The organism is Methylobacterium segetis (genome assembly GCF_004348265.1).
In the GTDB taxonomy this organism is placed as follows: Bacteria; Pseudomonadota; Alphaproteobacteria; order Rhizobiales; family Beijerinckiaceae; genus Methylobacterium; species Methylobacterium segetis.
Genome location: NZ_SMNT01000020.1, coordinates 1 through 24,144, shown reverse-complemented (window position 1 = coordinate 24,144; position 24,144 = coordinate 1). Strand labels below are relative to the sequence as shown.

At 70.5% G+C, this 24,144-nt stretch carries 22 protein-coding genes, 1 other RNA gene and 1 pseudogene; 8 read left to right on the top strand and 16 right to left on the bottom strand.

Annotated features, from left to right (window positions below; genetic code table 11):
* Nucleotides 1–162: 162 nt before the first annotated feature.
* Entirely contained in the window at nucleotides 163–540 is a 378-nt protein-coding gene (locus E1J50_RS07395; RefSeq protein ID WP_132251996.1) for a metalloregulator ArsR/SmtB family transcription factor, read from the bottom strand.
* Nucleotides 541–622: 82 nt separating this feature from the next.
* Between E1J50_RS07395 and E1J50_RS28510 the strand changes: the two are divergent.
* Nucleotides 623–1,516: pseudogene (locus E1J50_RS28510) on the top strand (acyl-CoA desaturase); the annotation flags it as partial.
* A 523-nt stretch (nucleotides 1,517–2,039) separates the two neighbouring features.
* On the opposite strand, the gene E1J50_RS07385 reads toward E1J50_RS28510, so the two are convergent.
* Nucleotides 2,040–2,816 (bottom strand): HesA/MoeB/ThiF family protein, encoded by a 777-nt coding sequence (locus tag E1J50_RS07385; protein WP_132252071.1) that lies wholly within the window; start codon nucleotides 2,814–2,816, stop codon nucleotides 2,040–2,042.
* A gap of 111 nt (nucleotides 2,817–2,927) precedes the next feature.
* Between E1J50_RS07385 and dapE the strand changes: the two genes are divergently transcribed.
* The gene (gene dapE, locus E1J50_RS07380; protein WP_132251994.1) at nucleotides 2,928–4,088 is read left to right on the top strand and encodes a succinyl-diaminopimelate desuccinylase; all 1,161 of its coding nucleotides are present in this window, start codon (nucleotides 2,928–2,930) and stop codon (nucleotides 4,086–4,088) included.
* Here the strand turns inward: dapE and truA are convergent.
* Genes truA through E1J50_RS07365 form a run of 3 tightly spaced genes read right to left on the bottom strand, consistent with a single transcriptional unit; the run spans nucleotide 4,073 to nucleotide 6,338 of the window.
* Nucleotides 4,073–4,858, bottom strand: a complete 786-nt coding sequence (gene truA, locus E1J50_RS07375; RefSeq protein WP_132251992.1) for a tRNA pseudouridine(38-40) synthase TruA — start codon at nucleotides 4,856–4,858, stop codon at nucleotides 4,073–4,075. The two genes, dapE and truA, sit on opposite strands and share 16 nt — an antisense overlap.
* Nucleotides 4,858–5,790: a methionyl-tRNA formyltransferase gene (fmt, locus tag E1J50_RS07370; protein WP_132251989.1), complete on the bottom strand. Its 933-nt coding sequence runs from the start codon at nucleotides 5,788–5,790 to the stop codon at nucleotides 4,858–4,860. The genes truA and fmt overlap by 1 nt, the downstream gene beginning before the upstream one ends.
* Nucleotides 5,791–5,819: 29 nt before the next feature.
* Entirely contained in the window at nucleotides 5,820–6,338 is a 519-nt protein-coding gene (locus E1J50_RS07365; protein ID WP_132251987.1) for a peptide deformylase, read from the bottom strand.
* Between the two features lie 203 nt (nucleotides 6,339–6,541).
* Here E1J50_RS07365 and E1J50_RS07360 point away from each other — a divergent pair, with 203 nt between their 5' ends.
* The gene (locus tag E1J50_RS07360) at nucleotides 6,542–7,051 is read left to right on the top strand and encodes a GAF domain-containing protein (protein ID WP_132251985.1); all 510 of its coding nucleotides are present in this window, start codon (nucleotides 6,542–6,544) and stop codon (nucleotides 7,049–7,051) included.
* Between the two features lie 4 nt (nucleotides 7,052–7,055).
* Here the strand turns inward: E1J50_RS07360 and recR are convergent, their stop codons facing one another.
* The gene (recR, locus tag E1J50_RS07355) at nucleotides 7,056–7,661 is read right to left on the bottom strand and encodes a recombination mediator RecR (protein ID WP_132251982.1); all 606 of its coding nucleotides are present in this window, start codon (nucleotides 7,659–7,661) and stop codon (nucleotides 7,056–7,058) included.
* 412 nt (nucleotides 7,662–8,073) lie between these two features.
* Between recR and E1J50_RS07350 the strand changes: the two genes are divergently transcribed.
* The gene (locus tag E1J50_RS07350; protein WP_132251980.1) at nucleotides 8,074–9,693 is read left to right on the top strand and encodes a phosphoenolpyruvate carboxykinase; all 1,620 of its coding nucleotides are present in this window, start codon (nucleotides 8,074–8,076) and stop codon (nucleotides 9,691–9,693) included.
* 54 nt (nucleotides 9,694–9,747) lie between these two features.
* Here E1J50_RS07350 and E1J50_RS07345 read toward each other — a convergent pair whose 3' ends face one another.
* The 5 genes from E1J50_RS07345 to E1J50_RS07325 form a co-directional block, all read right to left on the bottom strand.
* The gene (locus E1J50_RS07345; RefSeq protein WP_132251978.1) at nucleotides 9,748–11,661 is read right to left on the bottom strand and encodes a CHASE3 domain-containing protein; all 1,914 of its coding nucleotides are present in this window, start codon (nucleotides 11,659–11,661) and stop codon (nucleotides 9,748–9,750) included.
* An 88-nt stretch (nucleotides 11,662–11,749) separates the two neighbouring features.
* Nucleotides 11,750–12,073, bottom strand: coding sequence for a YbaB/EbfC family nucleoid-associated protein (locus E1J50_RS07340; RefSeq protein WP_132251976.1), 324 nt, complete (start codon nucleotides 12,071–12,073; stop codon nucleotides 11,750–11,752).
* 60 nt (nucleotides 12,074–12,133) lie between these two features.
* Entirely contained in the window at nucleotides 12,134–13,939 is a 1,806-nt protein-coding gene (locus E1J50_RS07335) for a DNA polymerase III subunit gamma/tau (RefSeq protein ID WP_132251973.1), read from the bottom strand.
* Between the two features lie 66 nt (nucleotides 13,940–14,005).
* Nucleotides 14,006–14,101: signal recognition particle sRNA small type (gene ffs / locus E1J50_RS07330), an RNA gene on the bottom strand.
* A gap of 52 nt (nucleotides 14,102–14,153) precedes the next feature.
* The gene (locus E1J50_RS07325) at nucleotides 14,154–14,414 is read right to left on the bottom strand and encodes a PepSY domain-containing protein (RefSeq protein WP_132251971.1); all 261 of its coding nucleotides are present in this window, start codon (nucleotides 14,412–14,414) and stop codon (nucleotides 14,154–14,156) included.
* A 117-nt stretch (nucleotides 14,415–14,531) separates the two neighbouring features.
* On the opposite strand from E1J50_RS07325, the gene E1J50_RS07320 reads away from it, so the two are divergent.
* Nucleotides 14,532–16,070, top strand: coding sequence for a YifB family Mg chelatase-like AAA ATPase (locus tag E1J50_RS07320; RefSeq protein ID WP_132251968.1), 1,539 nt, complete (start codon nucleotides 14,532–14,534; stop codon nucleotides 16,068–16,070).
* Nucleotides 16,071–16,158: 88 nt separating this feature from the next.
* Here the strand turns inward: E1J50_RS07320 and E1J50_RS07315 are convergent, their stop codons facing one another.
* From E1J50_RS07315 to E1J50_RS07300, 4 genes are all read right to left on the bottom strand, one after another.
* The gene (locus E1J50_RS07315) at nucleotides 16,159–16,590 is read right to left on the bottom strand and encodes a hypothetical protein (protein ID WP_132251966.1); all 432 of its coding nucleotides are present in this window, start codon (nucleotides 16,588–16,590) and stop codon (nucleotides 16,159–16,161) included.
* 191 nt (nucleotides 16,591–16,781) lie between these two features.
* Complete coding sequence (locus E1J50_RS07310; RefSeq protein WP_132251964.1) at nucleotides 16,782–17,162, bottom strand: hypothetical protein; 381 nt, start codon at nucleotides 17,160–17,162, stop codon at nucleotides 16,782–16,784.
* A 143-nt stretch (nucleotides 17,163–17,305) separates the two neighbouring features.
* On the bottom strand, nucleotides 17,306–19,174 hold the full coding sequence (locus tag E1J50_RS07305; RefSeq protein WP_132251961.1) for a methylmalonyl-CoA mutase subunit beta: 1,869 nt from the start codon (nucleotides 19,172–19,174) through the stop codon (nucleotides 17,306–17,308).
* 134 nt (nucleotides 19,175–19,308) lie between these two features.
* Nucleotides 19,309–20,112 (bottom strand): undecaprenyl-diphosphate phosphatase, encoded by an 804-nt coding sequence (locus tag E1J50_RS07300; protein ID WP_132252069.1) that lies wholly within the window; start codon nucleotides 20,110–20,112, stop codon nucleotides 19,309–19,311.
* A gap of 245 nt (nucleotides 20,113–20,357) precedes the next feature.
* On the opposite strand from E1J50_RS07300, the gene E1J50_RS07295 reads away from it, so the two are divergent.
* The 3 genes from E1J50_RS07295 to E1J50_RS07285 are packed head-to-tail and all read left to right on the top strand — an operon-like array spanning nucleotide 20,358 to nucleotide 23,082.
* Complete coding sequence (locus E1J50_RS07295; RefSeq protein WP_132251958.1) at nucleotides 20,358–21,050, top strand: glutathione S-transferase family protein; 693 nt, start codon at nucleotides 20,358–20,360, stop codon at nucleotides 21,048–21,050.
* Nucleotides 21,051–21,079: 29 nt separating this feature from the next.
* Complete coding sequence (gene queG / locus E1J50_RS07290) at nucleotides 21,080–22,216, top strand: tRNA epoxyqueuosine(34) reductase QueG (protein WP_132252066.1); 1,137 nt, start codon at nucleotides 21,080–21,082, stop codon at nucleotides 22,214–22,216.
* Nucleotides 22,213–23,082: an SDR family oxidoreductase gene (locus E1J50_RS07285; RefSeq protein ID WP_132251956.1), complete on the top strand. Its 870-nt coding sequence runs from the start codon at nucleotides 22,213–22,215 to the stop codon at nucleotides 23,080–23,082. The genes queG and E1J50_RS07285 overlap by 4 nt, the downstream gene beginning before the upstream one ends.
* 3 nt (nucleotides 23,083–23,085) lie before the next feature.
* Here E1J50_RS07285 and olsB read toward each other — a convergent pair whose 3' ends face one another.
* A complete protein-coding gene (olsB, locus tag E1J50_RS07280) occupies nucleotides 23,086–24,105 on the bottom strand; it encodes a l-ornithine N(alpha)-acyltransferase (protein ID WP_132251953.1) in 1,020 nt (339 codons plus the stop codon).
* Nucleotides 24,106–24,144 lie beyond the last annotated feature (39 nt).

The following is a 24,144-nucleotide window of genomic DNA, read 5'->3' as shown; positions in this document are numbered from 1 at the left end:
TTTCACCAAAATGGCCCCTTTATTTTAAGGATCGCCGGCTTCCAGGGGGCAGCACCCGTCAGGGCGAGCAAAAATTTTGTGGAACGGCGTACGAAACCACGCCGAATGCCGAACGACGTGTCTGCTGCACCGATCCCTACCCCTACCATCGGGACAGGGCGGTCAGCGCCCGCTGCCTCGGCCCGGAATGTCAACGGGCTCATCCGCCGCTCTCCCGGCCTCGTCCGCCGCCTTCCCCCGCTTCCGGCCGAGCACGGCACTCTCACGCTTGAGCGGGCGCGCCACCGGGCAGACCTCCTGCACGAAGCCGTGCAGCGCGTTGATCAGGTTCTCGCTGACCTGCCGGTAGAAGACGAACTGGCCACGCTTCTCGCTGACGACGAGGCCCGCCGCCTCCAGCACCGCGAGATGTTGCGAGATCGAGGGCTTCGTCATTTCGAAGCGGGCCGCGATCTCTCCGGCGCTCAGCTCGCTGTGGGCGAGCAGGGCGAGGATCTTGCGCCGGGGTGTTGAGGCCAGAGCTTCGAAGACGCGCTGCATGGCAGGTACATAGGCGAAACGGCCGGGCTTGACAAAGTCGTCTGCTTATTTAGCTAATTCACTAAATACCTACGGTGATGCCATGCCTTGCCTCTCGACCGAACGCGTGATCGCTGGCCCTGACACTTCGAGCACGGAGGGCCGTATCGCCTGGGCGCCGGCCCGCTCCCTCTGGACCGGCGGGATGCTGGCAGCGGCGCTCATCCTCGGGCCGCTCTACGTGACGCCGGGCGCGGTGGGCCTGTTCGCGGTCACGACGGCGCTGACACTCTGCGCCGGCCATTCGGTGGGCATGCATCGGCTCCTCATCCACCGCAGCTTCGGGGCGCCCCTCTGGCTGGAGCACGCGCTCGTGTATCTCGGCACGCTCGTCGGCATGGCCGGGCCGGTCGGCATGGTGCGGCTGCACGACATGCGGGATTGGTCGCAGCGTCAGGCGGTCTGCCACGATCTGCACGCCCACCGCGCTCCACCCTGGAAGGATGCGTGGCTGCAGATGCATGCGCGCCTCGACCTCGCGCGGCCGCCAAGTTTTCGCCCGGAGGCGCGCCTTGCCGGGGATCCGTTCTACCGCTGGCTGGAAGCGACGTGGATGCTGCAGCAGCTGCCCTGGGCCGTCCTGTTCTACACGGTCGGCGGAATGCCCTGGCTCGTCTGGGGCATACCGGTGCGAATCACGGTCTCGCTCACCGGCCACTGGTTCGTGGGGCATCTCACGCATCGCCGCGGCCCGCAGGGCTGGGTCGTCGACGGGGCGGCCGTGCAGGGCCACGACCTTCCGGCCGCCGCCTGGATCACCTTCGGCGAGGCGTGGCACGGAAATCACCACGCGTGGCCGAGCTCGGCGCGGATGGGACTCGAACCCGGCCAAGCCGATCCGGGCTGGTGGCTGTTGCGCCTGTTCGAGCGGCTGGGCTGGGTCTGGGGTCTCAAGACGCCGCACACGCTGGAACAGCGCCCAGGGGTGCGCCGGATTCTCCCCGAGGCCGATGAACCCCGCCCTGAGAACAGCGCTGCACACGCGCCGGATCCGCTCTCCGGGCCCGCGGTCGCGGCGAGCGTTGCGATCGCCGGCGTAATCGGGGTCGCCGCGGGCCTCTTCGTCCTGATCCCGCTCGGCAGCGAGCTGCACAGGTGGCACCACTACGGCGACGCATTCTCGAGTCCCTGGCATGTTTCCGTCGACGAGTTGGCGATCACTGCGGTCAGCGCGCTCTGCCTCCTCACGATCGTGGTCGCCCTCGTCCACCCGCTGATCGCGATCGCGGTGGTCTGCGGCATCGCCTTCCGGCGCTCGATCGCGCGGCGTACCGCCCTCTGGTGCCTCGCGGCCCCCGTCGTCGTCTGGCTCTTCGTCGGCATGGTCATGTCGGCCGGACCCGACTCGGCCGGCCGCGGTCGCGGCTTCCTGGAGAAGCTCTCCAGCTTCCTCACCGGCGCCGACAATCTCTTGTTCCTCTTGAGCCCCGCCGTGTCGGCGCTCGCCTTCTACCTGTGGGTCAGGTGCGCATCCCGCTCAGCGGGTTCGCCTCGTCCCAACCATAGGACAGGGTCTCGAACCGCATAGCGCGGGCATCGACCATGAGGAGGCGGCCCACCAGCGGCTCTCCGAAGCCGGCGACCGCACGGATCACCTCCAGCGCCATCAGCGAGCCCATGACGCCGGCGAGCGCGCCGAGCACGCCGGCCTCGGCGCAGGGGGGCACGCTGCCGGGTAGCGGCGGGCTCGGGAAGAGGCAGCGGTAGGTCGGGTTCGGGTACCCGTCGGGACCGGTCTCGTGGGCGCGGATCGTCGTGAGCGAGCCGTCGAACTGACCGAGCGCAGCCGTCACGAGCGGCTTGCCCGCGTGGAAGCAGGCATCCGAGACGGCGTAGCGGGTCGTGAAATTGTCCGAGCCGTCCGCGACACAATCATACTCGGCGAGGAGGGCGGGCGCGTTCTCGGCCGTGATCCGGGTGGCGTGCGGGACGATCCGCACATGCGGGTTGAGGCGCGCCACCGCCTCCGCCGCACTCTCGACCTTCGGACGGCCGATGTCGGGCGTGCCGTGGATGACCTGTCGCTGCAGGTTGGACAGCGACACCGCGTCGTCGTCCACGATGCCGATCGTACCGATGCCGGCGGCGGCGAGATACTGGATCAGCGGCGCCCCGAGCCCGCCTGCGCCGATCACGAGGATCCGCGCGGCCTTCAGCTTCGCCTGACCGGGGCCGCCGACCTCGCGCAGCACGAGGTGGCGGGCGTAGCGTTCGATCTCGTCGGCGGAGAGGGGCATGGCGAGGGCCATAGACCCGCTTTGCGCCGGGCGGAAGCCCATCCGGGCCTGTTCCGTTCGGGGCCCCGCTTCAATAGGGTGGCCGCCCCGTCCACCGCGCCGCGTTGCCCCGTGCCCCACTCGCCCCTCGATCTCGCCCAGGCCCTGATCCGCTGCCCCTCCGTGACGCCGGAGGAGGGCGGGGCCCTCGACCTCATGGGCCGGATCCTCGGCGAGGCCGGGTTCGCGGTGGAGCGCCCCGTCTTCTCCGAGCCCGGCACGCCCGACATCGAAAACCTCTACGCGCGCATCGGCACGGCAGGACCCTGCCTTCTGCTCGCCGGCCATACCGACGTGGTGCCGCCGGGCGAAGCCGGCGCGTGGCGCCACGGGCCGTTCTCGGGGGAGGTGACCGAGGGCGTGCTCTACGGTCGCGGCGCCGTCGACATGAAGGGTGGCATCGCCTGCCTGATGGCCGCGACGCTCGATTTTCTCGGCGCGCGCGGGCCGGATTTCGGCGGCTCCATCGCCTTCCTGATCACGGGGGACGAGGAGGGTCCCGCCGTCAACGGCACGGTCAAGCTCCTCGCCTGGGCGAGGGCGCGCGGCGAGCGCTTCGACCATTGCCTGCTCGGCGAGCCGACCAATCCGAGCCGGCTCGGCGAGATGATCAAGATCGGCCGGCGCGGCTCGCTCACGGGCAAGATCACGGTGCACGGGCGCCAGGGTCATGTCGCTTATCCGCACCGCGCCGAGAACCCGATCCCCGGCATGCTGCGCCTCGCCTCCGCCCTCGTCGCCGAGCCGATCGACGGCGGCACGGCGCATTTCGACGCCTCGAACCTCGAATTCACGACGATCGACGTCGGCAACGCTGCGACCAACGTGATCCCCGCCGACGCGCGCGCCGTGTTCAACATCCGCTTCAACGAAGGCTGGACCGCCGAAACGCTGGGCGCCGAGATCCGGCGCCGCCTGGAATCCGCGGCCGGGAACACGGTGCGCTTCAGCCTCGACCTGCAGCCCTCGAACTCCCCCGCCTTCCTGACGCGGCCCGACGCCTTCGTGGATCTGGTGGGCGAGGCGATCGAGGCGGAGACGGGCCTGAAGCCCGCCCTCTCCACCACCGGCGGAACCTCGGACGCGCGCTTCATCAAGGATGCCTGCCCCGTCGTCGAGTTCGGCCTCGTCGGCGAGACCATGCATCAGGTGGACGAGCATGTGCCGCTCGCCGACCTCGATCGGCTGACCGCAATCTACCGGCGGGTGCTGGAATCCTACTTCCCAGCCTGATCAGCCGGGTCGGGCCCTTCCGCGTAATCGACGCCGACGAAGGTGAGGCCGCAGGACGGCGCCATCGGGCCGCAACGGCTGCGGTCGCGCGAGGCCAGGATGTCGGCGACGTCGTCGGCGCTGAGGCGGCGGCTTCCGGCCAGCATCAGGGTGCCGACCATGCTGCGGACCTGATGGTGCAGGAAGGAACGGGCCGAGGTGGCGATCACGATCTCCTCGTGCAGCCCCATCGGCCTCCGCGCCACGTCGAGTTGCTCCAGGGTGCGCACCGGGCTCGCCGCCTGGCACTCGGCGGCGCGGAAGGCCGTGAAGTCGTGTCGCCCGAGGAGGCGCCTCGCGGCAGCCCCCATCAGCTCGGCGTCGATCGGCCAGGGCACGTGCCAGACATGGGCCCGCGTCAGCGCCGCGGGGCTGCGACGGTTCAGAATGCGGTAGCGGTAATGGCGCCGGATCGCGGAGTGGCGCGCGTCGAAATCGGGGCCGACGATCTCGGCCGAGAGGATCGCCACGGGCAGCGGGCGCAGATGCGCGTTCAGCGCGTCGCGCACCGTGTCCGTGCGCCACGCCTTGGCGAGGTCGAGATGGGCGACCTGATGGATCGCGTGGACGCCCGCATCCGTCCGGCCCGCGCAGGTGAGGCGGGCATCCTCGCCGGAGAAGCGCCTCACCGCCGCCTCGATCGCGCCCTGGACGGTGAGATCCTCCGCCTGCCGCTGCCAGCCGCAGAAGGGCGCGCCGTCGTACTCGATGACGAGCTTGTAGCGGGGCATCAGCGGGAAAGGCGCGCGCCGGGCTCGAGCCGGGCGCCGCGCAGGAAGTCGGAACCGGAGACCGTGCCGCCACGGCCGGCCCGTCGCAGTTCGGCAAGGCGCACCGCGCCGGCGCCGCAGGCCACGAGGCCGTCGGCCGAGAGGAGCGTGCCGGGCTCGCCCGACCCTTCCGCCGCCTCGGCCCGCAGCACCTTCACGCGCTCCGGCCCCTTGCCGAGATCGGCCTCGAAGAAGGCGCCGGGGAAGGGGGAGAGGCCGTTGACGTGGTTCGCCACCTCGCGCGCGCCGCGCGACCAGTCGATCCGCGCCTCCTCGTTCGCGATCTTGTGGGCGTAGACGACGCCCGTCTTCGGCTGCGGCGTGAAGGCGAGGCGGCCGGACGCGAGTTCGGAGAGCGCGCGGCTCATCAGCTCGGCACCGAGGGGCATCAGCGCGTCGTGCAACTCGCCCGCCGTCATGCCGGGATGGATGGCTATTCGCGCCTCCAGGGCGACGGGGCCGGTGTCGAGCCCCGCCTCCATCCGCATCACGCCGACGCCGCTCTCGGCGTCGCCCGCCATCACCGCGCGCTGGATCGGCGCGGCGCCCCGCCAGCGCGGCAGCAGCGAGCCGTGCAGGTTGAGGCAGCCGTGGCGGGGCGCGTCGAGGATCGCCTGCGGCAGGAGAAGCCCGTAGGCCACCACCACGGCGACATCGGCCTCATGCCCGCAAAACGTGTCGGCCGACTCCGCGTCGCGCAGGGTGGCGGGGGTGAGGACCGGCACGCCGAGCTCGTCGGCCAGCGCATGGACGGGGGAGGGGCGCAGGCCGAGCCCGCGTCCGGCCCTGGCCGGCGCGCGGGTGTAGACGGCGACGACCGTGTGGCCGTCTTCCGCGATGCGCGCGAGCGTCGGCACCGCGAAATCCGGGGTGCCCATGAAGACGATTCTCAAGCCTCGGCCCTCGCGTCCGGCGTGGGGCGTCAGGCGGCCTCGCCGCGCTTGGCCGCCTTGGCGAACTTCTTGACCACCCGGTCGCGCTTCAGCTTCGACAGGTGGTCGATGAACAGCACGCCGTTCAGGTGGTCGATCTCGTGCTGGATGCAGGTGGCGAGGAGCCCGTCAGCCTCGATCTCCTGCTCCCTGCCGTCGAGGTCGCGGAAACGCACCCGCACCCGGTCCGGCCGCTCGACCTCGGCGTAGAAATCGGGAATCGAGAGGCAGCCCTCGTCGTAGACCCGCCTCTCCTGCGACGACCAGACGATCTCCGGGTCGAGGAAGACCCGCGGCTCGCGGGCGTTCTCGTCCTTCGAGGTGTCGATCGTCACGACGCGCTTCGGCACACCGATCTGGATCGCGGCGAGGCCGACGCCCGGCGCGTCGTACATCGTCTCCAGCATGTCGGCGGCAAGCTTGCGGATCTCCTCCGTCACGGGACCGACCGGCTCGGATGCGAGCCGCAGGCGGCTATCGGGCAGGATGACGAGAGGGCGGACGGCCATGGTGGGGACCCGGGAGCACGGCGCCAAACCGCGGCGCCCGAAGGATTTTCGCAGATAAGGGGTGGGACGGGGCCGGTCAATTCGCCCGGCTCTTGCGGCCCCCGTTCCACACCGGCCTTTCCCGACCACGTCCAATCTACCTCAGATTGCACTCTCCCGGCCGCCGCCCTAAGTACGCCGCCGGACACCGAAGGGGGAACGACATGGTGGAGCAGGGTCTCGACGCCGACGCGTCGACCCCGCGGGCGGCCAAGCCCGAGGTCCCGGAAGAGGTCATCGAAAGCTGGCAGTACATCGTCAACGAGGTTGCGCGGCGCCTCGACGTGCCGGTCGGCCTGATCATGCGCATGATCGGTCCCGAGATCGAAGTGATCGCCGCCAACGACGATTCCCGGAACCCGCACGTGATCGGCGAGCGCACCCTGCTCAAGGATTCCGGCATCTACTGCGAGACGGTGCTGGGCCAGGGCACGCATCTCTACGTGCGCAATGCCCATGCCGACATCCGCTCCTGGGCAGGCAATCCCTGCTTCGAGCGGCACGGCCTGCTCACCTATCTCGGCTACCCGATCCGCTGGCCGGACGGCAGCCTGTTCGGCACGCTCTGCGTCCTCGACCGGACTGAGAGGGACTACACCGACCAGCAGCGCGACGTGATGGCCCTGATGCGCGACCTGATCGAGGGCAACCTGCGCACCCTTTGCCTGCACTGAGGGCTTAGAACGCCGTCCGGCTGCGGATGGCGGCCGAGAGCGTACCCTCGTCGAGGTAGTCGAGCTCGCCGCCGACCGGCACGCCATGCGCCAGCCGGGTGATCGTCAGGCCGAGATGAGCGAGCGATTCGGTCACGTAATGGGCCGTGGTCTGGCCATCGACCGTGGCGTTGAGCGCCAGGATGATCTCCTTCACCGCCGGGTCGCTCGCGCGCTCCACGAGGCGCGCGATGTTGAGGTGCTCGGGACGCACGCCATCGAGGGCCGAGAGCACGCCGCCGAGCACGTGGTAGCGCGCCTGTACGGCGCCCGAGCGCTCCAGCGCCCAGAGATCCGAGACATCCTCGACCACCACGAATGTCGTCGGGTCGCGGGTCGCGTCACGGCAGATCGTGCAGGGCTCGCTCGTGTCGACGTTCCCGCATTCGTGGCAGACCACGATGCGCTCGGCCGCGATCCGCATGGCCTCAGAGAGGGGGCCCAGCAGCGTGTCCCGCTTCTTGATCAACTGCAGCGCCGCACGGCGCGCCGAACGGGGGCCGAGACCCGGCATCCGGGCGAGAAGCTGGATCAGGCGCTCGATCTCGGGACCGGCGACGGCTTGGGGCATCAGGCGTCCATGGGCTGATCGGACGCGGGCGCGTCCGGGCGTGACCGGCAGGGCATAGCGGGCAAATGCCCGGCGGGGAATCGGGTTCGCCCGTGATGAAGATGGGGATTGCGGGGCGGCTTTTCCCGTCCGCGCGTCCTTGGGCCGCTCCCGGCACCCGTTCATCCACCGGACATTCGAGACACGCCAAGATTGATCTCGACTGACAATCCTAGCGCGCAGTCTCGACATCGTACGCAAGTCTGATTGACGGGAAAGCTTCTCGACCTATCGACATTGATTTGAAGCGAGAGGCGGTGAACCAGCGTGCGGCGGGCCTGAACGACCGCATGGACGTCACCTCGCGAGGCCCGGCATCGCACCGATGCCGAAGGATGAACACGGCGCGATCAGGTGCCCGGGAGACACGCTCTTGACCCATATCGGTGACTTCAACGCGGGCCACGGCGCCGAGGCGATCGGCCTGAGGAACCTCAAGGCCGTCCACTGGAACCTGGAGGCGCCACGCCTCTACGAGGAGGCGCTCGCCCGCCGCGAGGGCAAGCTCGCCCGCGGCGGCGCCTTCGTCGCGACGACCGGCAGCCATACTGGCCGCTCGCCCAAGGACAAGTTCGTGGTGCGGGACGCCTCCACCGAGACCGAGATCTGGTGGGAGAACAACGGCGCCATCACGCCCGACCAGTTCGAGACGCTGCTCGGCGACTTCCTGAAGCACGCGGAAGGGCGGGAGCTGTTCGCGCAGGACCTCTATGGCGGCGCCGACCCCGCCCATCGGGTCAAGGCGCGCGTCTTCACGGAACTCGCCTGGCACTCCCTCTTCATCCGCAACCTGCTGATCCGGCCCGATCGGGAGGATCTCGCCGCCTACGTGCCCGACCTCACGATCATCGATCTGCCGAGCTTCCAGGCCGACCCGGCCCGGCACGGCTGCCGCTCGAAGACGGTGATCGCGATCGACTTCAGCCGGAAGATCGTGCTGATCGGCGGCTCGGCCTATGCGGGCGAGATGAAGAAGTCGGTCTTCACCTATCTCAACTACATCCTGCCCAAGAAGGGCGTCATGCCGATGCATTGCTCGGCCAATGCCGCCCTCGACGCGGAGGGTGGGTCGGCCCTGTTCTTCGGCCTGTCCGGCACCGGCAAGACGACGCTCTCGAACGATTCCTCGCGGATGCTGCTCGGCGACGACGAGCACGGCTGGAGCCCAGAGGGGATCTTCAACTTCGAGGGCGGCTGCTACGCGAAGACGATCCGGCTCTCGCGCAATGCCGAGCCCGAGATCTACGCCACCACCGAGCGCTTCGGCACGGTGATGGAGAACGTCGTGATCGACCCCGAGACCCGGGTGCCGGATTTCGACGACGCCTCGCTGACCGAGAACACCCGCTGCGCCTACCCGCTCGATTTCATCGCGAATGCGAGCGCCACCGGCCGGGCCAGCCATCCGAAGAACATCGTGATGCTGACCTGCGACGCGTTCGGCGTGATGCCGCCGATCGCCAAGCTCTCGGGCGCGGAGGCGATGTACCACTTCCTGTCGGGCTACACGGCGAAGGTGGCGGGGACCGAGCGGGGCCTGACGGCACCGGAGGCGACCTTCTCCACCTGCTTCGGCGCGCCCTTCATGCCGCGCCACCCGAGCACCTACGGCAACCTGCTGCGCGACCTCATCGCCGAGCATCAGGTCGATTGCTGGCTCGTCAACACGGGCTGGACGGGCGGCGGCGTCGGCACCGGCCGGCGCATGCCGATCCGCGTCACCCGGCGGCTGCTGGCGGCGGCCCTCGACGGCTCGCTCGGCCAAGGCCAGTTCCGCCGCGATCCGTATTTCGGCTTCGCGGTGCCGGTCGAGGTTGCGGGCGTCGAGCCCCACGTGCTGGAGCCCGTCAAGACCTGGAACAACAAGACCGCCTTCGCCGAGACCGCGGCGCGGCTCGTCGCGATGTTCCGCGAGAACTTTAAGCGCTTCGAGGCGCATGTGGAGCCCGACGTGAAGGCGGCCGAGCCGACGAATCAGGCGATCGCGGCCTGAGGCCCGGATCCGCCACGGCGCTCTCCTCCCCTCACGGGGAGGGGGCGCTCGCGCTCACGCCGCCTGCGCGGCGATCACCTGCCGGACCTTCCGGGCGAGTTGCTCCAGCGTGTAGGGTTTGCCGAGAAGCTGGACATCCGCATCCACGACGCCGTTGTGGACGATCGCGTTGCGGGTGTAGCCCGTCGTGTAGAGGACGCGCAGGTCCGGGCGCCGCAGGCGCGCGGCGTCCGCCAGTTCCTTGCCGCTCATCTCCGGCATCACGACGTCGGTGAAGAGAAGCGACACTTCCGGGTGCTCCTCCAGAAGGCGCAGGGCGTGGGCGCCGCCCGTGGCGTGGATCACCGTGTAGCTGAGGTCGCGCAGCGCCTCGACCGCCATCCGGCGAACCCCGTCCTCATCCTCGACCACGAGGATGATGTGGCGCGGATCACCCTCCGGAACCGGGATGTCGCGGAGGCTGGCGTCGGACGCCGCGACCTCGGCGGCGACGAGGCGCGGCAGGTAGATCTTCACCGACGTGCCGCTACCGGCCTCCGAATAGATCTTCACGTGGCCGCCGGATTGCCGCACGAACCCGTAGACCTGGCTCAGGCCCAGGCCCGTGCCCTGACCGACCGCTTTCGTCGTGAAGAACGGATCGAAGGCCCGCGCGGCCACCTCGGGGCTCATGCCCGCCCCCGTATCGGTGACCGCGATCAACACGTACTGGCCGGCCGGAATTCCCGGATGCGCCTCCGCGTAGGCGTCGTCGAGATGTGCGTTGGCCGTCTCGATCGTCAGGCGCCCGCCCTCCGGCATGGCGTCGCGCGCATTCACCGCGAGGTTGAGCAGGGCGCTCTCGAGCTGATTGGCATCGACCTTCGTCGGCCAGAGGCCGCCCGCGAGCACGGTCTCGACGCGCACGCGCTCACCGAGCGTCCGGCGCAGCAATTCGGACATGGCGGGCACGAGGCGGTTGCCGTCGATGGGCTCGGGGCTGAGCGGCTGTTTCCGGGCGAAGGCGAGGAGACGGTGCGTCAGCGTCGCCGCCCGCGCCCCGCCCTCCAGCGCCTGCTGCACGTAGCTGTCGAGCCGGCCCTCGCCGCGCTCGATCCGGCGCTTCAGCAGGTTGAGGTTGCCCATGATGATGGCGAGCATGTTGTTGAAGTCGTGGGCGAGGCCCCCGGTCAACTGCCCCATCGCCTCCATCTTCTGGGACTGGCGCAACTGCTCCTCGAGCCGCGCTCGCTCGGCCGAGATGCGCAGGAGGGCCTCGTGCGCCTTCGCCAGTTCCCCGTGGGCGGCGGCGATGCGCCGGTTGCGGGCGGCCGCGTCGAACAGGGCGTAGGCGGCGAGCGACACCGCCAGCAGCACGGCGGCCGCGATCGCCACCTGAAGGAAGCGTGCAGTGCGCGCCGCGCCGTCCTGGCGGCTGCGCAGGCGGGCGTCGACCTCCGTCTCGAGGCGCTCGATGATCCTGCGCGCGCGATCCATCAGACGCTTGCCCTCGCCGGAGCGGACCACGGAGAGGCTCGTCTCGGTCTCGCCGGAGCGGCGCAGATCGATCGTGCGCCTCAGCTCGGCGAACTTGTCCGCGGTGACGGTGCGCAATTCGGTAAGCGCCGCGCCGAAATCCGGCTCCTCCATCGTCCCGTCCGCGATCCGGTCGAGGGCCGTGGTGATCTGCGCTTGCGCTTCGTTGAAGGGGCCGAGATAGGCGTCCTCGCCCGTCAGGAGATAGCCGCGCTGGCTCGTCTCCACGTCCTGCAGCATCGAGAAGAGACGCAGCACCGAGGCCCGCAGCTCGACCGTCCGGCGGGTGTCGGCAACGTTGCCGCGCTGCATGGCGATCAGGCCGCCGGTCGCCGCGACGACCGCGACGAGAAGCAGGAAGCCCGCGATGAGCGGCGCGACGCTGAACGGCCGCGCGTGGCCGAGGACGGGGCCCGCGCCGGATTTCGGAGAAGAGAGGCGGGCGTCGGACATGACCGAATCAGCGGAAATCAGGCCGAACTATCCGCCGGAACGGGACGTCGTACCAAACCGGGCCGTAGGCGGCCCAAGGCGTCCCCGCTCAGAAGGGCAGCTTCATGCCGGGCGGCAGGGGCAGGCCCTTGGTCAGCTCGGCCATCCGCTCCTGCGCGGTCTGCTCGGCCTTGCCGCGGGCGTCGTTGACGGCGGCGACGACGAGGTCTTCCAGGATCTCGCGCTCGTCGGCGACCATCAGCGTCGGGTCGATCGACACGCCCTTGACGAGGCCCTTCGCCGTCATCGTTACCCGGACGGCGCCGCCGCCGGAGGCCCCCGAGACCTCGACCGCGTCGAGCTCGGTCTGCAGGTTGGCCATCTTCTCCTGCATGGCCTGAGCCTGCTTCATGATGCCCATCAGGTCGCGCATCGGATCGGTCCCGGTTCGAGTGGCGGTCAGGGGTGATGTAGGCAGGTCGGTCCCCGAGCGCTACGGCTCGTCGTCGCCTTCGGCCTGCGCGGCATCCTCGACCCCGAGGATCTCGGCCTCGGCCGTCGCGGCCTCCTCCTGCGCCTTCTCGCGCACGTCGACGATCTGGGCGCCGGGAAACCGGGACAGGACCTCGCGCACGAGCGGGTGGGCCGCAGCGTTCTGGTGCCGCGTCTCGGTGGCTGCCTTGGCGCGCGCGTCCAGCGTCGGCGCCCCCGCATCCTTGGAGAGCGCGACGATCCACCGGCGCCCCGTCCAGGCGTCGAGGGCGCGGGCGAGATCGTTGGCGATGGTCTGGCGCCCGCCCTCCGCGAGGCGGAACTCGATCCGGCCCTCCTCGAAGCGGACGAGGTGGACGTCGCGCTGCAGGGCGATCTGGAGGGCGATCTCCCGGCGCTCGCCGGCGAACGCCACCACGTCCTCGAATCGGGCGAGCCGGGGACCGGGCTGCGCGGAGGGCGCGGGCGCCGCCGCGAGCGCCGGGCGCGTTGCGGTCTCGGCGCCGACCGCCTGCGCGAAAGTCGGGGCGGGAGCGGGCGGGGCAGTTGCCGGCTGGGCCGGCGGCTCGCCGCGGCCGGCCTCTGTCGACCGGAGCTGGCGCAGGGCTTCGTCCGGGGTCGGCAGGTCCGCCGCGTAGGCGAGGCGCACGAGCGCCATCTCGGCAGCGGCGAGCGGCCGGCTCGCAGCCTGCACCTCGGGGACGGCCTTGAGCAGGATCTGCCAGGCCCGCGACAGCGCCCGCACCGAGAGCTTGCCCGCGAACTGGGCACCGCGGCTTCGCTCGACCTCGCTGAGGGTCGGGTCGGCGCCGGCTTCCTCCGGCACCAGCTTCAGGCGGGTGACGAGGTGCGTGAAGCCGGCGAGATCGGAGAGCACGACGGAGGGGTCGGCGCCCGCCTCGTACTGGCCGCGCAGTTCGGCGAAGGTGGCGGGGATGTCGCCGCGCATCACCGCCTCGAACAGGTCGACGATGCGCCCGCGATCGGCGAGGCCGAGCATGTCGCGCACGCTCGCCGCGGTCACGGTGCCGGCTCCGTGCGCGATCGCCTGATCGAGAAGGGAGAGTGCGTCACGGACCGAGCCCTCCGCCGCCCGGGTGATGGCGGCGAGCGCCTCGACCTCCGCGCCCACGCCCTCGGCCTCGCAGATGCGGGCGAGATGGGCCGACAGGGTCTCGGCCTCGACGCGGCGCAGGTCGAAGCGCTGGCAGCGGGACAGGATCGTGACCGGGACCTTGCGGATCTCGGTCGTGGCGAACACGAACTTGGCGTGGGGCGGCGGCTCCTCCAGCGTCTTCAGGAAGGCGTTGAACGCCTTCTCGGAGAGCATGTGGACCTCGTCCACGATGTAGACCTTGTAGCGGGCGGAGACCGGCGCGTAGCGGATGCCGTCGATGATGCCGCGCACGTCGTCGATGCCCGTATGCGAGGCGGCATCCATCTCCAGCACGTCCATGTGCCGGGATTCCATGATGGCTTGGCAATGCAGCCCGAGACCCGGCATCGTGATGGTCGGGCCGGCCTCCGGCTCGCCGGATCGGGCGTAGTTCAGGCCGCGGGCGAGGATGCGGGCCGTCGTGGTCTTGCCGACACCGCGCACGCCCGTCAGCATCCAGGCCTGCGGGATGCGCTTGGCCGCGAAGGCGTTGGCGAGGGTGCGCACCATGGCGCCCTGGCCGATCAGGTCGTCGAAGGTCTGGGGGCGGTATTTGCGGGCGAGCACCCGGTAGGGCGAGGCCGCGGACGGGGCGGCGGGAAAGCCCGGAAGACCCGGCTCGTCGTCCTGCGTGCCGGTGCTCACGTCCATGCGGTCTGGCTGGGGCTGCTGACCGCCCGGTCACGGCTTAGCCGCGACGCGCCGGCGGTGGAAACGGGTGGGAGGCTGACAAAGACCCGCTCGGTCTCGTTAGGGCTGCTTCCTTCCGGACCTGACCCGGTTGGCGAGTGAAACGTCCCTCACCAACCTCCCGCCGCCTATATGGCCGGGCGCCGCCGCGAACGCAAGCCGCGCCCGCCCAGGCTCATTCGGCCTCGCGCTTGACGATCGCCAGGGTCTTCGGATCGAGCTTGAGGTCGAACTGCTTGCCGTTGGCGTCGATCGCGTCGTCGACTTCGATCATGCCGTCGTCGAGTTCGATCTCCTTCCACTTGGTGAAGCCCTCCTGCTTCAGGATGGCCTCGACCTTGGTCTGCTGGTCCGGGGGGAGCTTCTCGTCGGCAAGCGCCCCGCCGCAGGCGGCGGTCGCGAGGGCAAGGGCGAGGGCGGCGGTGATCGGACGCATGGCGGTTTCCTCTCGTGGTTGGCGGCCGATGAACCAACGAGGACCGACACGGTTCCCTCGTTGCGTCCGCAACGAACGATCCCTACCCTCGGTCACGCTTCCCGAGGACACCCGCCCATGGTCACCCGCGTCGCCACCGTCGCTTTCGAGGGGATCGAGGCGCGCGCCGTCGACGTGCAGGTTCAGATCATTCCCGGCTCCGTCTCCTTCACCGTCGTCGGCCTTCCCGACAAGGCCGTTGCCGAATCGCGGGAGCGCGTGCGCGGCGCCCTCATCGCCTCCGGCCTCGCGCTCCCGGCCAAGCGCATCACCGTCAACCTCGCGCCGGCCGATCTGCCGAAGGAGGGCTCGCACTACGACCTGCCGATCGCCCTCGGCGTGATGGCGGCGATCGGCGCGCTGCCGGCCGACGCGCTGGGCGGCTACTGCGTGCTGGGCGAACTCGCGCTCGACGGGACGATCACCGCGGTGAACGGCGTGCTGCCGGCCGCCATGGCCGCGAACGCGCGCAGCCAGGGCCTGATCTGCCCCGCCGCGACAGGGTCCGAGGCGGCGTGGGCGGGCGGTGACCTCGACGTGCTGGCGCCGCGCTCGCTCATCCAGCTCGCCAACCACTTCAAGGGCAGCCAGATCATGGCCCGCCCGGAGCCCTCCATCGCGGCGCCGGCCGGCCCGATGCCGGATCTGCGCGACATCAAGGGGCAGGAGAGCGCCAAGCGCGCCCTCGAGATCGCGGCGGCCGGCGGCCACAACCTGCTGATGAACGGGCCTCCGGGCGCCGGCAAGTCGATGCTCGCCGCGCGACTGCCGTCGATCCTCCCGCCCCTGACGCCCCGCGAACTCCTCGACGTGTCGATGATCCAGTCGGTGGCGGGCGAGTTACGGGAGGGTGCGCTCTCCAACCGTCGCCCGTTCCGGCAGCCGCACCACTCCGCCTCGATGGCGGCGCTCGTCGGCGGGGGGATCGGAGCGAGGCCGGGGGAGATCTCCCTCGCACATAGCGGCGTGCTGTTCCTCGACGAATTGCCCGAGTTCAACCCGCAAACCCTCGACGCCCTGCGGCAGCCGATGGAGACCGGCGCGGTGATGATCGCGCGGGCCAACCACCGGGCCTCCTATCCGGCGCGGTTCCAGCTCGTCGCCGCGATGAATCCCTGTCGCTGCGGGCAGGGGCTCGAGCCGGGCTATGCCTGCCGGAGAGGCCCCAACGAGCGCTGCATGGCGCAGTACGGCGCCCGCATCTCCGGCCCGCTCCTCGACAGGATCGACTTGCGCATCGAGGTCGCCGCCGTCACGGCGGCGGATCTGATCCTGCCGCACCCCGCCGAAGGCTCGGCGGAGGTTGCCGCACGGGTCGCCGCCGCGCGGAACCTCCAGTCGGTACGCTACGCCGCCCGCGGCTTGCCCCCTGCCACCACGAACGCCACCTGCCCGGCGCCCGTCATCGAGGCCGTCGCCGCTCCGGATGCCGATGGCGCCGCGCTGATCCGCGGCGCGGCGGAGACGATGCGCCTGTCGGCCCGGGGCTTCCACCGGACGCTGCGGGTCGCGCGCACGCTCGCCGATCTCGACGGCGAAGTTCAGGTACGGCGCGTCCACCTCGCCGAGGCGCTATCCTACCGGGGCCGGGGCGAGCAGCCCGCCGCCGCGGCCTGAACTCGGCTCACGAGCCGTCGGTGTTTCTCCGATCCCTCAGGACGAGACGCGCGGCCGCAATGGATTCAGGGTGAAATTGCCGCGTCGATCAATGCTCTGCGGCGTCGCCCGCGGCCGCGTGCTCGACCGGGGGCTCGGCGCTCGCCACGGCCTTGCGCTCCAGGAAGGGCTGCAGACGCTCCGCGAGAGCGCGGTCGAGATGCTTGGCGTAGCCGCCCTTGAAATAGCGCGCTCCGCTTCCGGGGCCGTAGAGCTGGTCGTGGGCCGCCGTCATGGCATCGACTTCGGGCCGACAGAGAAAGCCGATCACGCCGGCCGCCTTGTACCACTCGCCCGCGCGGGCATGGTTCATGGCGCCGGGATTAGCCATCACCGTCTCGGCGAAACAATCGGTCGCCGCCTTTTCCAAGGGAGCGAGAACCTGTGCCGCGTCGATGCGGCTCCGCCCGTTCGGGCGCGCCTCAGCGCCGACGACCGAGACGAGAGAGGCTGCGATGAGCCCGAGAGCGAGTGCTTTCATGGAGACGAGCCTGAGATGCGAACCAGACCGTCACCAGTATTCCCTCACGATTGCGTCACGAACAGGGCCTCTCACGCCACGATCGGCGCGAAATCGTGTTTGCCCCGCCTCTGTCTCCGACCGATCACATGTGACGCGATGCCCGTGGGTTCCGATAACTCTCCGTTAACCCTTGCACGGGAGCTCCGAACTCAACCCCGGCGCTCGGCATTCCACTGGCCGCGGCAGGCGATGCCGCCGTTCGTCGTCCAGGTCCCGTTGCCGTAGCCGTCGCGAGCGAGGCGCCCGACGACGCTGGCGCTGTCCGTTCCACGGGAGATCACCGCGCGCACCGCGCCGTTCGCCGCAACCCGGCCCGAGATCTGGAAGTCGCCGCCGGCGTAGCGGGCCTCGCCCCGCTCGATCTGAACGCCGTAGCGGTAGGCCCTGTCGCAGGGACCGTCGACGGTGATGACCTCGATGCTCCAGCTTCCATCGTAGCGGTTGGGAACCTGCACCTTCTTGCGCGCAGCCTCGGCGGTTCCGATGCCGGCGACGGCGATAACGGCCGCGGCGATGATCGCTGTTCTCATGGTATCCCTGTCCGGGGGCGGCGCACGGCTGCCCGGCCCTTCGTGATGCGGATGCCACGGACCGGACGTGCGCCAGCACATCCGGGCATGACGCCTGAACGTTCCGGTAACTCGTCAGCGCCCGGGAGGTTGCCTGCCGAGCTTCAGGTCCGGGTCGCGCGCGTCAACGCTTCGGTGAGCAGTGCCTGGAGGTCGCAGCCGGCGTGGAAAAAGGCATGGACCCCGGCCGCCTTCAGCGGCTCGACGAGATCGGCGGGCTTCCCGGCGAGGTAGATCGTAGCACCCCGCGTCGCGGCGAGCGCCTCGGCTGCGGCGAGAGCCTGCTCCTCGTAGATCTTGTCCGACGAGCAGATGCAGGCGAGGGGCGCCCCGGACGAGGCGAAGGCCTCTGCGAGCGAGGGGGCGTCGGCGAAGCCGCCATCGCCCACCGCCTCGATCCCGCCGGCGGCGAAGGCGTTCGCCGCGAAGGTCGCCCGCGTGTTGAAGGCGGCGAGGGGGCCGAGATTGGCCAGGAAGACGGTGGGGCGCCGCCCCGTCTTCAGCAGATAGGCGTCGGACGCATCGCGCAGCGCCTCGTAGGGCTCGGCGAGGCGGGACGAGGGAAGGGCCTCGCAGGCCACGGCTTCGCCCGCGCCGAAGCCCGCGCCGCCGGGAGCCGCGACGGGCGCGACGTCGAGCACGGCGACCGGCTTCTCCGCGAGGAAGGGGAATTCGGTTGCGCCCGTGAGCGCCTCGCGCCGAGTCGCGACGTTCCGCGCGCGGGTCTGGCGCATCTCGTCGATCCGGCCCTGCAGCTTGCCGAGGCTGAGGCTCGCGACGATGCCACCCTCGCGCTCGATCGTCTGGAACGCGTCCCAGGCGGCGTCGGTCAGTTCCGCGGTCAGCGCCTCGAACCCGCCCGCTCCGGCCGCCGGATCGGAGACCTTGGCAAGGCTCGATTCCTCGATGAGAACGATCTGGCTGTTGCGGGCGACCCGCCGGGCGAAGCCGTCGGGCAGCCCGAGCGCCTGCGTGTAGGGCAGGGCCGTCACCGAATCGGCTCCGCCGATGCCGGCGGAGAAGGAGGCCATCGTCGCGCGCAGGATGTTCACGAAGGGGTCGCGGCGCGTCATGTTTCGCCAAGCCGTCTCGGCGTGCAGGCGCAGCGGCTTCGGGTCGAGCCCGCAGGCTGCCTCGACGCGCGCCCAGAGGCGGCGCATGGCGCGGAACTTCGCCACGGTCAGGAACTCGTCGGCGTCGGCCACCAGCAGCACGGCGATCGCGTCCCGAGCCCGCCCGAGATCGTGGCCCCCGGCCTCGAGCGCGCGCAGGTAGGCCACGGCCGTCGCGAGGATCGCGGCGAGTTCGGCCGCTTCGCTGGCACCCGCCTCGTGGTAGGGGCGACCATCCGCCAGCAGCGCGCGGCCCCTGAAGCCGGCGGCGTCGAAATCCGTCAGCGTCGCCGCGAGCGTCGGCGCCACCTCGTCCCACACCGCCCCGAGGGTGCCGGCCGCGGCGAGCGTGCCGATCGGGTCGATGCCGAGATCGAGGTCGAGATCCGCGAGCGCGTCGCCGCGGTGCTCGGCGAGCGCCTTGACGAGGGTGGCTGCCTCCTGGCCGCGGGCCCCCGCATCGAGGCGCAGCCCGATCAGCGGTAGCATCACGCCCTTCAGCGCCGTGTCGAGATCCTCGACGCTCGTCGCGGTGAGGCCGTAACCGCGCGCGGCCGGCGCGCCGGCGAAGACCAGCGTCAGCGCATCCGAGCCGCCTTCGAGATCGGCGAGGGCCTGGGCGCCGGCGGCCGCCGCGTCCGGATGGTCGACACGCTGGGCGACGCGCCAGGGGCCCGGGGCGCGCATCGGCTGGGCGGGAGCCTCGGCCGCATCGTAGAGCGGCTCGATCCGGATGCCGTCGGCGGTCTTCGAGACGAGGCGCTTCTCGAAATCGGCGCCCTTCAGGACGCCCTCGACGAGGCCGAGCCAGCGCTCGCGCGTGGCGGGCTCGAAAAGGTCGGCGAGCGGTCTGTCTTCCATCGAAAGGCCCTGCGCGGTCTGGGGCAGGCGCATGGGCGTGACAGCTCGCCCGCCATGTCATCCTGCCAAGTCTCGGCCAGAGCCCTGGCACGAGCTTTCGGCGGAGGCAATCGCCATGAAGACCGATCGCGCCCTCAGCCGAGGATGATCAATCCCGCGAAGCCGAGCGAGCCGACGATGATGCGCCACCACGCGAACAACCAGAAGCCGTGGCGGGAGACGTAGTCGAGCACCGTGCGCACCACGAAGAGCGCCGAGAGGAAGGCCACCACGAAGCCGATCACGATGAGGCCGGCATCGTCCCGCGAGAGGTTCTTGTAATTGTCGAGGAGATCCTTGGCGAAGGCGCCGGCCATGGTCGGCATCGCGAGGTAGAAGGAGAACTCGGTGGCGGAGCGCTTGTCGGCGCCCATCAGCATCGCCCCGACGATCGTGGCGCCCGAACGCGAGACGCCGGGGATCATGGCGAGGCACTGGAAGATGCCGATCTTCAGGTCCATCGGCACGGTGAAGTCGTAGACGTCGGTCTTCTTCACCTCGAGGTCCATGTCGTCGATGACGAGCAGGACGAGACCGCCCGCCACGAGCGTCGCGCAGACGATCCAGGGATTGAACAGGTAGTACTTGATCGCTTTCGAGAAGATGCCGCCGATGATGGCGGCGGGCAGGAAGGCGATCAGGATTCCGAGGACGAAGCGGCGTGCCTTCGGATCGCTTGGCAGGGCCGTCGCCACGCCGAGGAGGCGGCGGAAATACACGGCCAGGATCGCCAGGATCGCGCCGAGCTGGATCAGTACCTCGAAGGTGTTGTTCGGCGACTGGAAGCCGATGAAGTGCCCGACGAGGAGCTGGTGGCCGGTGGATGAGACCGGGATGAACTCGGTGGCACCTTCCACGACGGCGAGCACGACCGCCTTCGTGATGCTCATCGCATCCATCATCTCGTGCCTCGACTTCTCGGCTGGGGACGGCCCGCGGGGCCTCGGCGGACGGGTTCACGGCGCGGGACCGCACCGGCCGGCAGCGTTCGCCGATCAGGGTTGATGGGCGGTTACCGTCGCGACTCGAGCGTGTTAATGAGGCGGCAACGATCGAGCAATAACTCTCATCCCGCGTACGGTCCGCCTTGGCCATGCGCTGGGCGCGTCCCGCCGGCACTTCCCCCCGTCCGATCTCGGCCTCGATGGCGACGCTTCACCACTCTCCCTTCTGCCCCAACTCCCGCTTCATCCGCCTCGTCCTCGCCGAGATGGGCATGGAGCCGACCCTCGTGGAGGAGCGGGCCTGGGAGCGTCGCGAGGCGTTCCTCCTGATCAACCCGGCCGGCACGACGCCTGTCCTCGTGGAGCAGACCGGTCTCGCGGTGCCGGGTGCGGGCATCATCGCCGAGTATCTCGACGAGACGCGGGGGCTCGGCCTCAGCGGCCGCCGGCTCCTGCCCGAGGCGACGCCCGACCGGGTCGAGGTGCGGCGCCTGCTCGACTGGTTCCTCGTGAAGTTCCACGCCGAGGTCACGGGCTATCTGGTCCTGGAGAAGATCTCGAAGCGCTTCATGACGAGCGCGGACGGCGGCGGCCCGCCGGACATGAACGCCATTCGCGCGGCGCGCATCAACGTGCGCTATCACCTCCAGTATATCGGCTACCTGATGGAGCGCCGCCGCTGGATCGCGGGCGACCATCTGACCTATGCGGATCTCGCGGCGGCCGCCCACTTGAGCTGCGTGGACTATCTCGGCGACGTGCCATGGGACGAGAGCGAGATCGCGAGGGATTGGTACGCGCGGCTGAAGTCGCGCCCGTCCTTCCGCGCGCTGCTGGCCGACCGGGTACCGGGCATGGCGCCGGCCGACCATTACGCGGACCTGGATTTCTGAACGCCCGACGCCTCCTCGACGGTGCGGACCTGCGTCGCCTCGTCGAGGCCCGCGCCCGCGCCCTCGGCTTCGACATCCTGCGGGTCGCCCGCCCCGATTCGGTGCCCGACCTGCCCGGACGCCTCTCGGCCTGGCTCGGCTCGGGCTCGCACGGCGAGATGGTTTGGATGGAGGAGCGCGCGGAGGCGCGCGCCGCGCCCGCCGGCCTGTGGCCGGAGGTGCGCAGCGTCGTGATGCTCGGGATGAGCTACGCGCCCGAGACGAACCCGCTCGACATCCTCGGCCGGCGCGACCGCGGCGCCATCGCGGCCTACGCCCAGCGCCGCGACTATCACGAGGTGATGAAGGGCAAGCTCAAGGAGCTCGGCGGCCTTCTCTCGGCCAAGTCCGGACGGCCGGTGAAGGTGTTCGTCGACACCGCGCCCGTGATGGAGAAGCCGCTGGCGGAGGCCGCGGGCCTCGGCTGGCAGGGCAAGCACACGGTGCTCGTCTCGCGGGACTTCGGCAATTGGCTGCTGCTCGGCGCGATCTACAGCGCGGCCGATCTCGAGCCCGACACGCCGGAGCCGGAGCATTGCGGCACCTGCCGCCGCTGCCTCGACATCTGCCCGACCGCGGCCTTCCCGGATCCGTTCCGCCTCGATGCCCGCCGCTGCCTCTCCTACCTGACGATCGAGCACGCGGGCCCCATACCCGCCGAGTTCCGGGCGCCGATGGGCAACCGCGTCTTCGGCTGCGACGACTGCCTCGCGATCTGTCCCTGGAACAAGTTTGCGGAGGCCGCGCACGAGGGCCGGCTCGCCGCGCGGGAGGATCTCGGCGCCCCCGCCCTGCGCGAGCTCGCCCGCCTCGACGAGGCGGCCTTCCGGCACTTCTTTGCGAATACGCCGGTGAAGCGTACCGGCCGCGACCGCTTCCTGCGCAACGTTCTCATCGCGATCGGGAATTCGGGTGATCCGGCACTCGCCGCCGAGGCCGTGCGCTGCCTCGACGATCCGGCGCCGATCGTGCGCGGGATGGCCGTCTGGGCCTGCGGGCGCCTGCTCGGCCCCGAGGCTTGCGCCGGCCTGCATGCCCGATCAGGAAAGGACGAGGCGGACGCGCATGTCCGCGATGAGTGGCGCGCCGCGCTCGCGGCTTCTGACGGGGAGACCCCAGCTTCATGAACCTGTTCGTCTTCGGCCTCGGCTTCAGCGCCCGCCACTTCGCGGAGCGCGAGCGGGCCCGCTTCGCCGCGATCCGTGCCACGGTGACGGACCCGGACAAGGCGCGCGCGATCGAGGCCGAGGCCGGCTTTCCCGTGAGGGCCTTCGGGCCGGAAACGGACGATCCGCGCATCGCGGATGACCTTGCCGACACCGACGCTCTGCTGATCTCGGCCCCGCCCGGCCCGCACGGCGACACAGTGCTCGCCCGCTACGCCGACGCCATCCGGGCGAGCCGGATCGCCTGGATCGGCTATCTCTCGACGATCGGCGTCTACGGCGACCAGGGCGGCGCCTGGATCGACGAGATGACCGAAGCCGCCCCCCGCAGCGCCCGCTCGAAGGAACGGCTCGCCGTGGAGCGGGCTTGGCTCGCGCTCGGAGCGGAGACCGAAAAGCCGGTGCAGGTCTTTCGGCTTTCCGGGATCTACGGCCCGGGCCGGAACCCCTTCGTAAAGCTGCGCGAGGGCAAGGCGCAGCGGATCGTCAAGGCGGGGCAGGTCTTCAACCGCATCCACGTGGACGACATCGCCTCGGCGCTCGCGGCCTCGCTGGAGAAGCCCCGCAGCGGCGCGGTCTACAACGTGACGGACGACGAGCCCGCACCGCCGCAAGTCGTCACGGAATACGCCGCCCGTCTCGCAGGCCTGCCGGTACCGCCGACCGTCGATTTCGAGACGGCGGATCTCAGCCCGATGGCGCGCAGCTTCTACGGGGAGAACAAGCGGGTGCGGAACCGCCTGCTGCGGGAGGACCTCGGCGTGGCGCTCCGCTACCCGACCTACCGCGAGGGTCTCGCCGCGCTGAAGGACGACGCGGCCGCGTGACGCTCAGGCCGCGTGACGGTTCGCGGCAGGCCCAAAATGGCCGAGATAGCGCGCCGCGATGGCGGTGACGGGGAGCACCACGAACACGTCCGTGGTGCCGAACTGGTGATCGACCACGGCGCCGTCGCCGAAGGTCGCGCCGACCCGCAGATACCCCTTGATCAGCGGAGGCAGCGCCTGCAGGGCCGCCTTCGGATCGACGGACTCGCGGGCGAGCCGGTCCATGCGCACGTAGCGACCGGGCAGCGCCTGCGCGCACCAATTCTCGGCTGCGCGGGCGTGATGGTGCAGGAAGCTCAGGGGCAGCGCGAGCCGCTGGGGGTCGGTGCCCTCCAGGCTCGCGCAGCCGATCAACGCGTCGATCCGGTGGTGCAGCACGTAGGCGTAGATGCCGTGCCAGAGGAGTTCGACCGTGCGCTTGGTGCGGTAGGGCTTCAGGACGCAGGAGCGCCCGAGCTCGAGGAGCCGCTTGCCGGGATTGGCGGCGAGGAGCGGCGCGATGTCGTATTCGCCGGCCGTGTAGAAGCCGAAATGCCGGTCCGCCATGTCCTGCCGGAGCAGGCGGTAGGTGCCGACCACCTTCGGCCGCGCCTTGCGGAACGGCTTCGCCTCGGTCGCCGCGTGGTCGATGACGAGGAGGTGGTCGCAGATCGCGTCGTAATCGTCGACATCCCGGCGCGAGAGCATCGCCATGCCGTTCGGGATCGCCGACATCTCCTCGTAGAAGACGCGGAAGCGCAGACGCTGGGCGCGGCGCACCTCCGATTTCCGGGTGGCGAGCCGCACCTCGAGGCTGCCGATGCGCCCGAGACTCGGATCGAGGCCGGGAGTGGCGAGGGGTGCCCGGAAACGCTCGCCGAAGCGGATCGGCGTGGCGCCGGGCGGGATCAGGCTGCGGCCGCCGAAGCCGGGAAGGCCGACCGCGGCGCTCCGCTGCTTCAGCCGGGTGATCGGGCCGTTCACGCCCTTCTCCCAGCCGCTCAGCCAAGCCGCGGAAGCGCCCCGCGCGAAATTCGCGACCATGGTTCAGCCTGCCCTCGGGTGTCGGCGGGGCCTACCCCC

Coding starts and splice junctions, on each gene's coding strand:
- truA (WP_132251992.1), bottom strand. CDS start 4,858: ATGCCCCGCTACAAGCTCGTCATCGAGTACGACGGCGCGCCCTTCTGC.
- E1J50_RS07395 (WP_132251996.1), bottom strand. CDS start 540: ATGCAGCGCGTCTTCGAAGCTCTGGCCTCAACACCCCGGCGCAAGATC.
- E1J50_RS07360 (WP_132251985.1), top strand. CDS start 6,542: ATGGTGGAGCAGGGTCTCGACGCCGACGCGTCGACCCCGCGGGCGGCC.
- E1J50_RS07320 (WP_132251968.1), top strand. CDS start 14,532: ATGGTCACCCGCGTCGCCACCGTCGCTTTCGAGGGGATCGAGGCGCGC.
- E1J50_RS07295 (WP_132251958.1), top strand. CDS start 20,358: ATGGCGACGCTTCACCACTCTCCCTTCTGCCCCAACTCCCGCTTCATC.
- E1J50_RS07335 (WP_132251973.1), bottom strand. CDS start 13,939: ATGGACGTGAGCACCGGCACGCAGGACGACGAGCCGGGTCTTCCGGGC.
- E1J50_RS07300 (WP_132252069.1), bottom strand. CDS start 20,112: ATGGATGCGATGAGCATCACGAAGGCGGTCGTGCTCGCCGTCGTGGAA.
- E1J50_RS07305 (WP_132251961.1), bottom strand. CDS start 19,174: ATGGAAGACAGACCGCTCGCCGACCTTTTCGAGCCCGCCACGCGCGAG.
- olsB (WP_132251953.1), bottom strand. CDS start 24,105: ATGGTCGCGAATTTCGCGCGGGGCGCTTCCGCGGCTTGGCTGAGCGGC.
- E1J50_RS07365 (WP_132251987.1), bottom strand. CDS start 6,338: ATGGCCGTCCGCCCTCTCGTCATCCTGCCCGATAGCCGCCTGCGGCTC.
- E1J50_RS07310 (WP_132251964.1), bottom strand. CDS start 17,162: ATGAGAACAGCGATCATCGCCGCGGCCGTTATCGCCGTCGCCGGCATC.
- E1J50_RS07325 (WP_132251971.1), bottom strand. CDS start 14,414: ATGCGTCCGATCACCGCCGCCCTCGCCCTTGCCCTCGCGACCGCCGCC.
- E1J50_RS07385 (WP_132252071.1), bottom strand. CDS start 2,816: ATGCCCCTCTCCGCCGACGAGATCGAACGCTACGCCCGCCACCTCGTG.
- E1J50_RS07345 (WP_132251978.1), bottom strand. CDS start 11,661: ATGTCCGACGCCCGCCTCTCTTCTCCGAAATCCGGCGCGGGCCCCGTC.
- recR (WP_132251982.1), bottom strand. CDS start 7,661: ATGCCCCAAGCCGTCGCCGGTCCCGAGATCGAGCGCCTGATCCAGCTT.
- E1J50_RS07340 (WP_132251976.1), bottom strand. CDS start 12,073: ATGCGCGACCTGATGGGCATCATGAAGCAGGCTCAGGCCATGCAGGAG.
- E1J50_RS07285 (WP_132251956.1), top strand. CDS start 22,213: ATGAACCTGTTCGTCTTCGGCCTCGGCTTCAGCGCCCGCCACTTCGCG.
- E1J50_RS07315 (WP_132251966.1), bottom strand. CDS start 16,590: ATGAAAGCACTCGCTCTCGGGCTCATCGCAGCCTCTCTCGTCTCGGTC.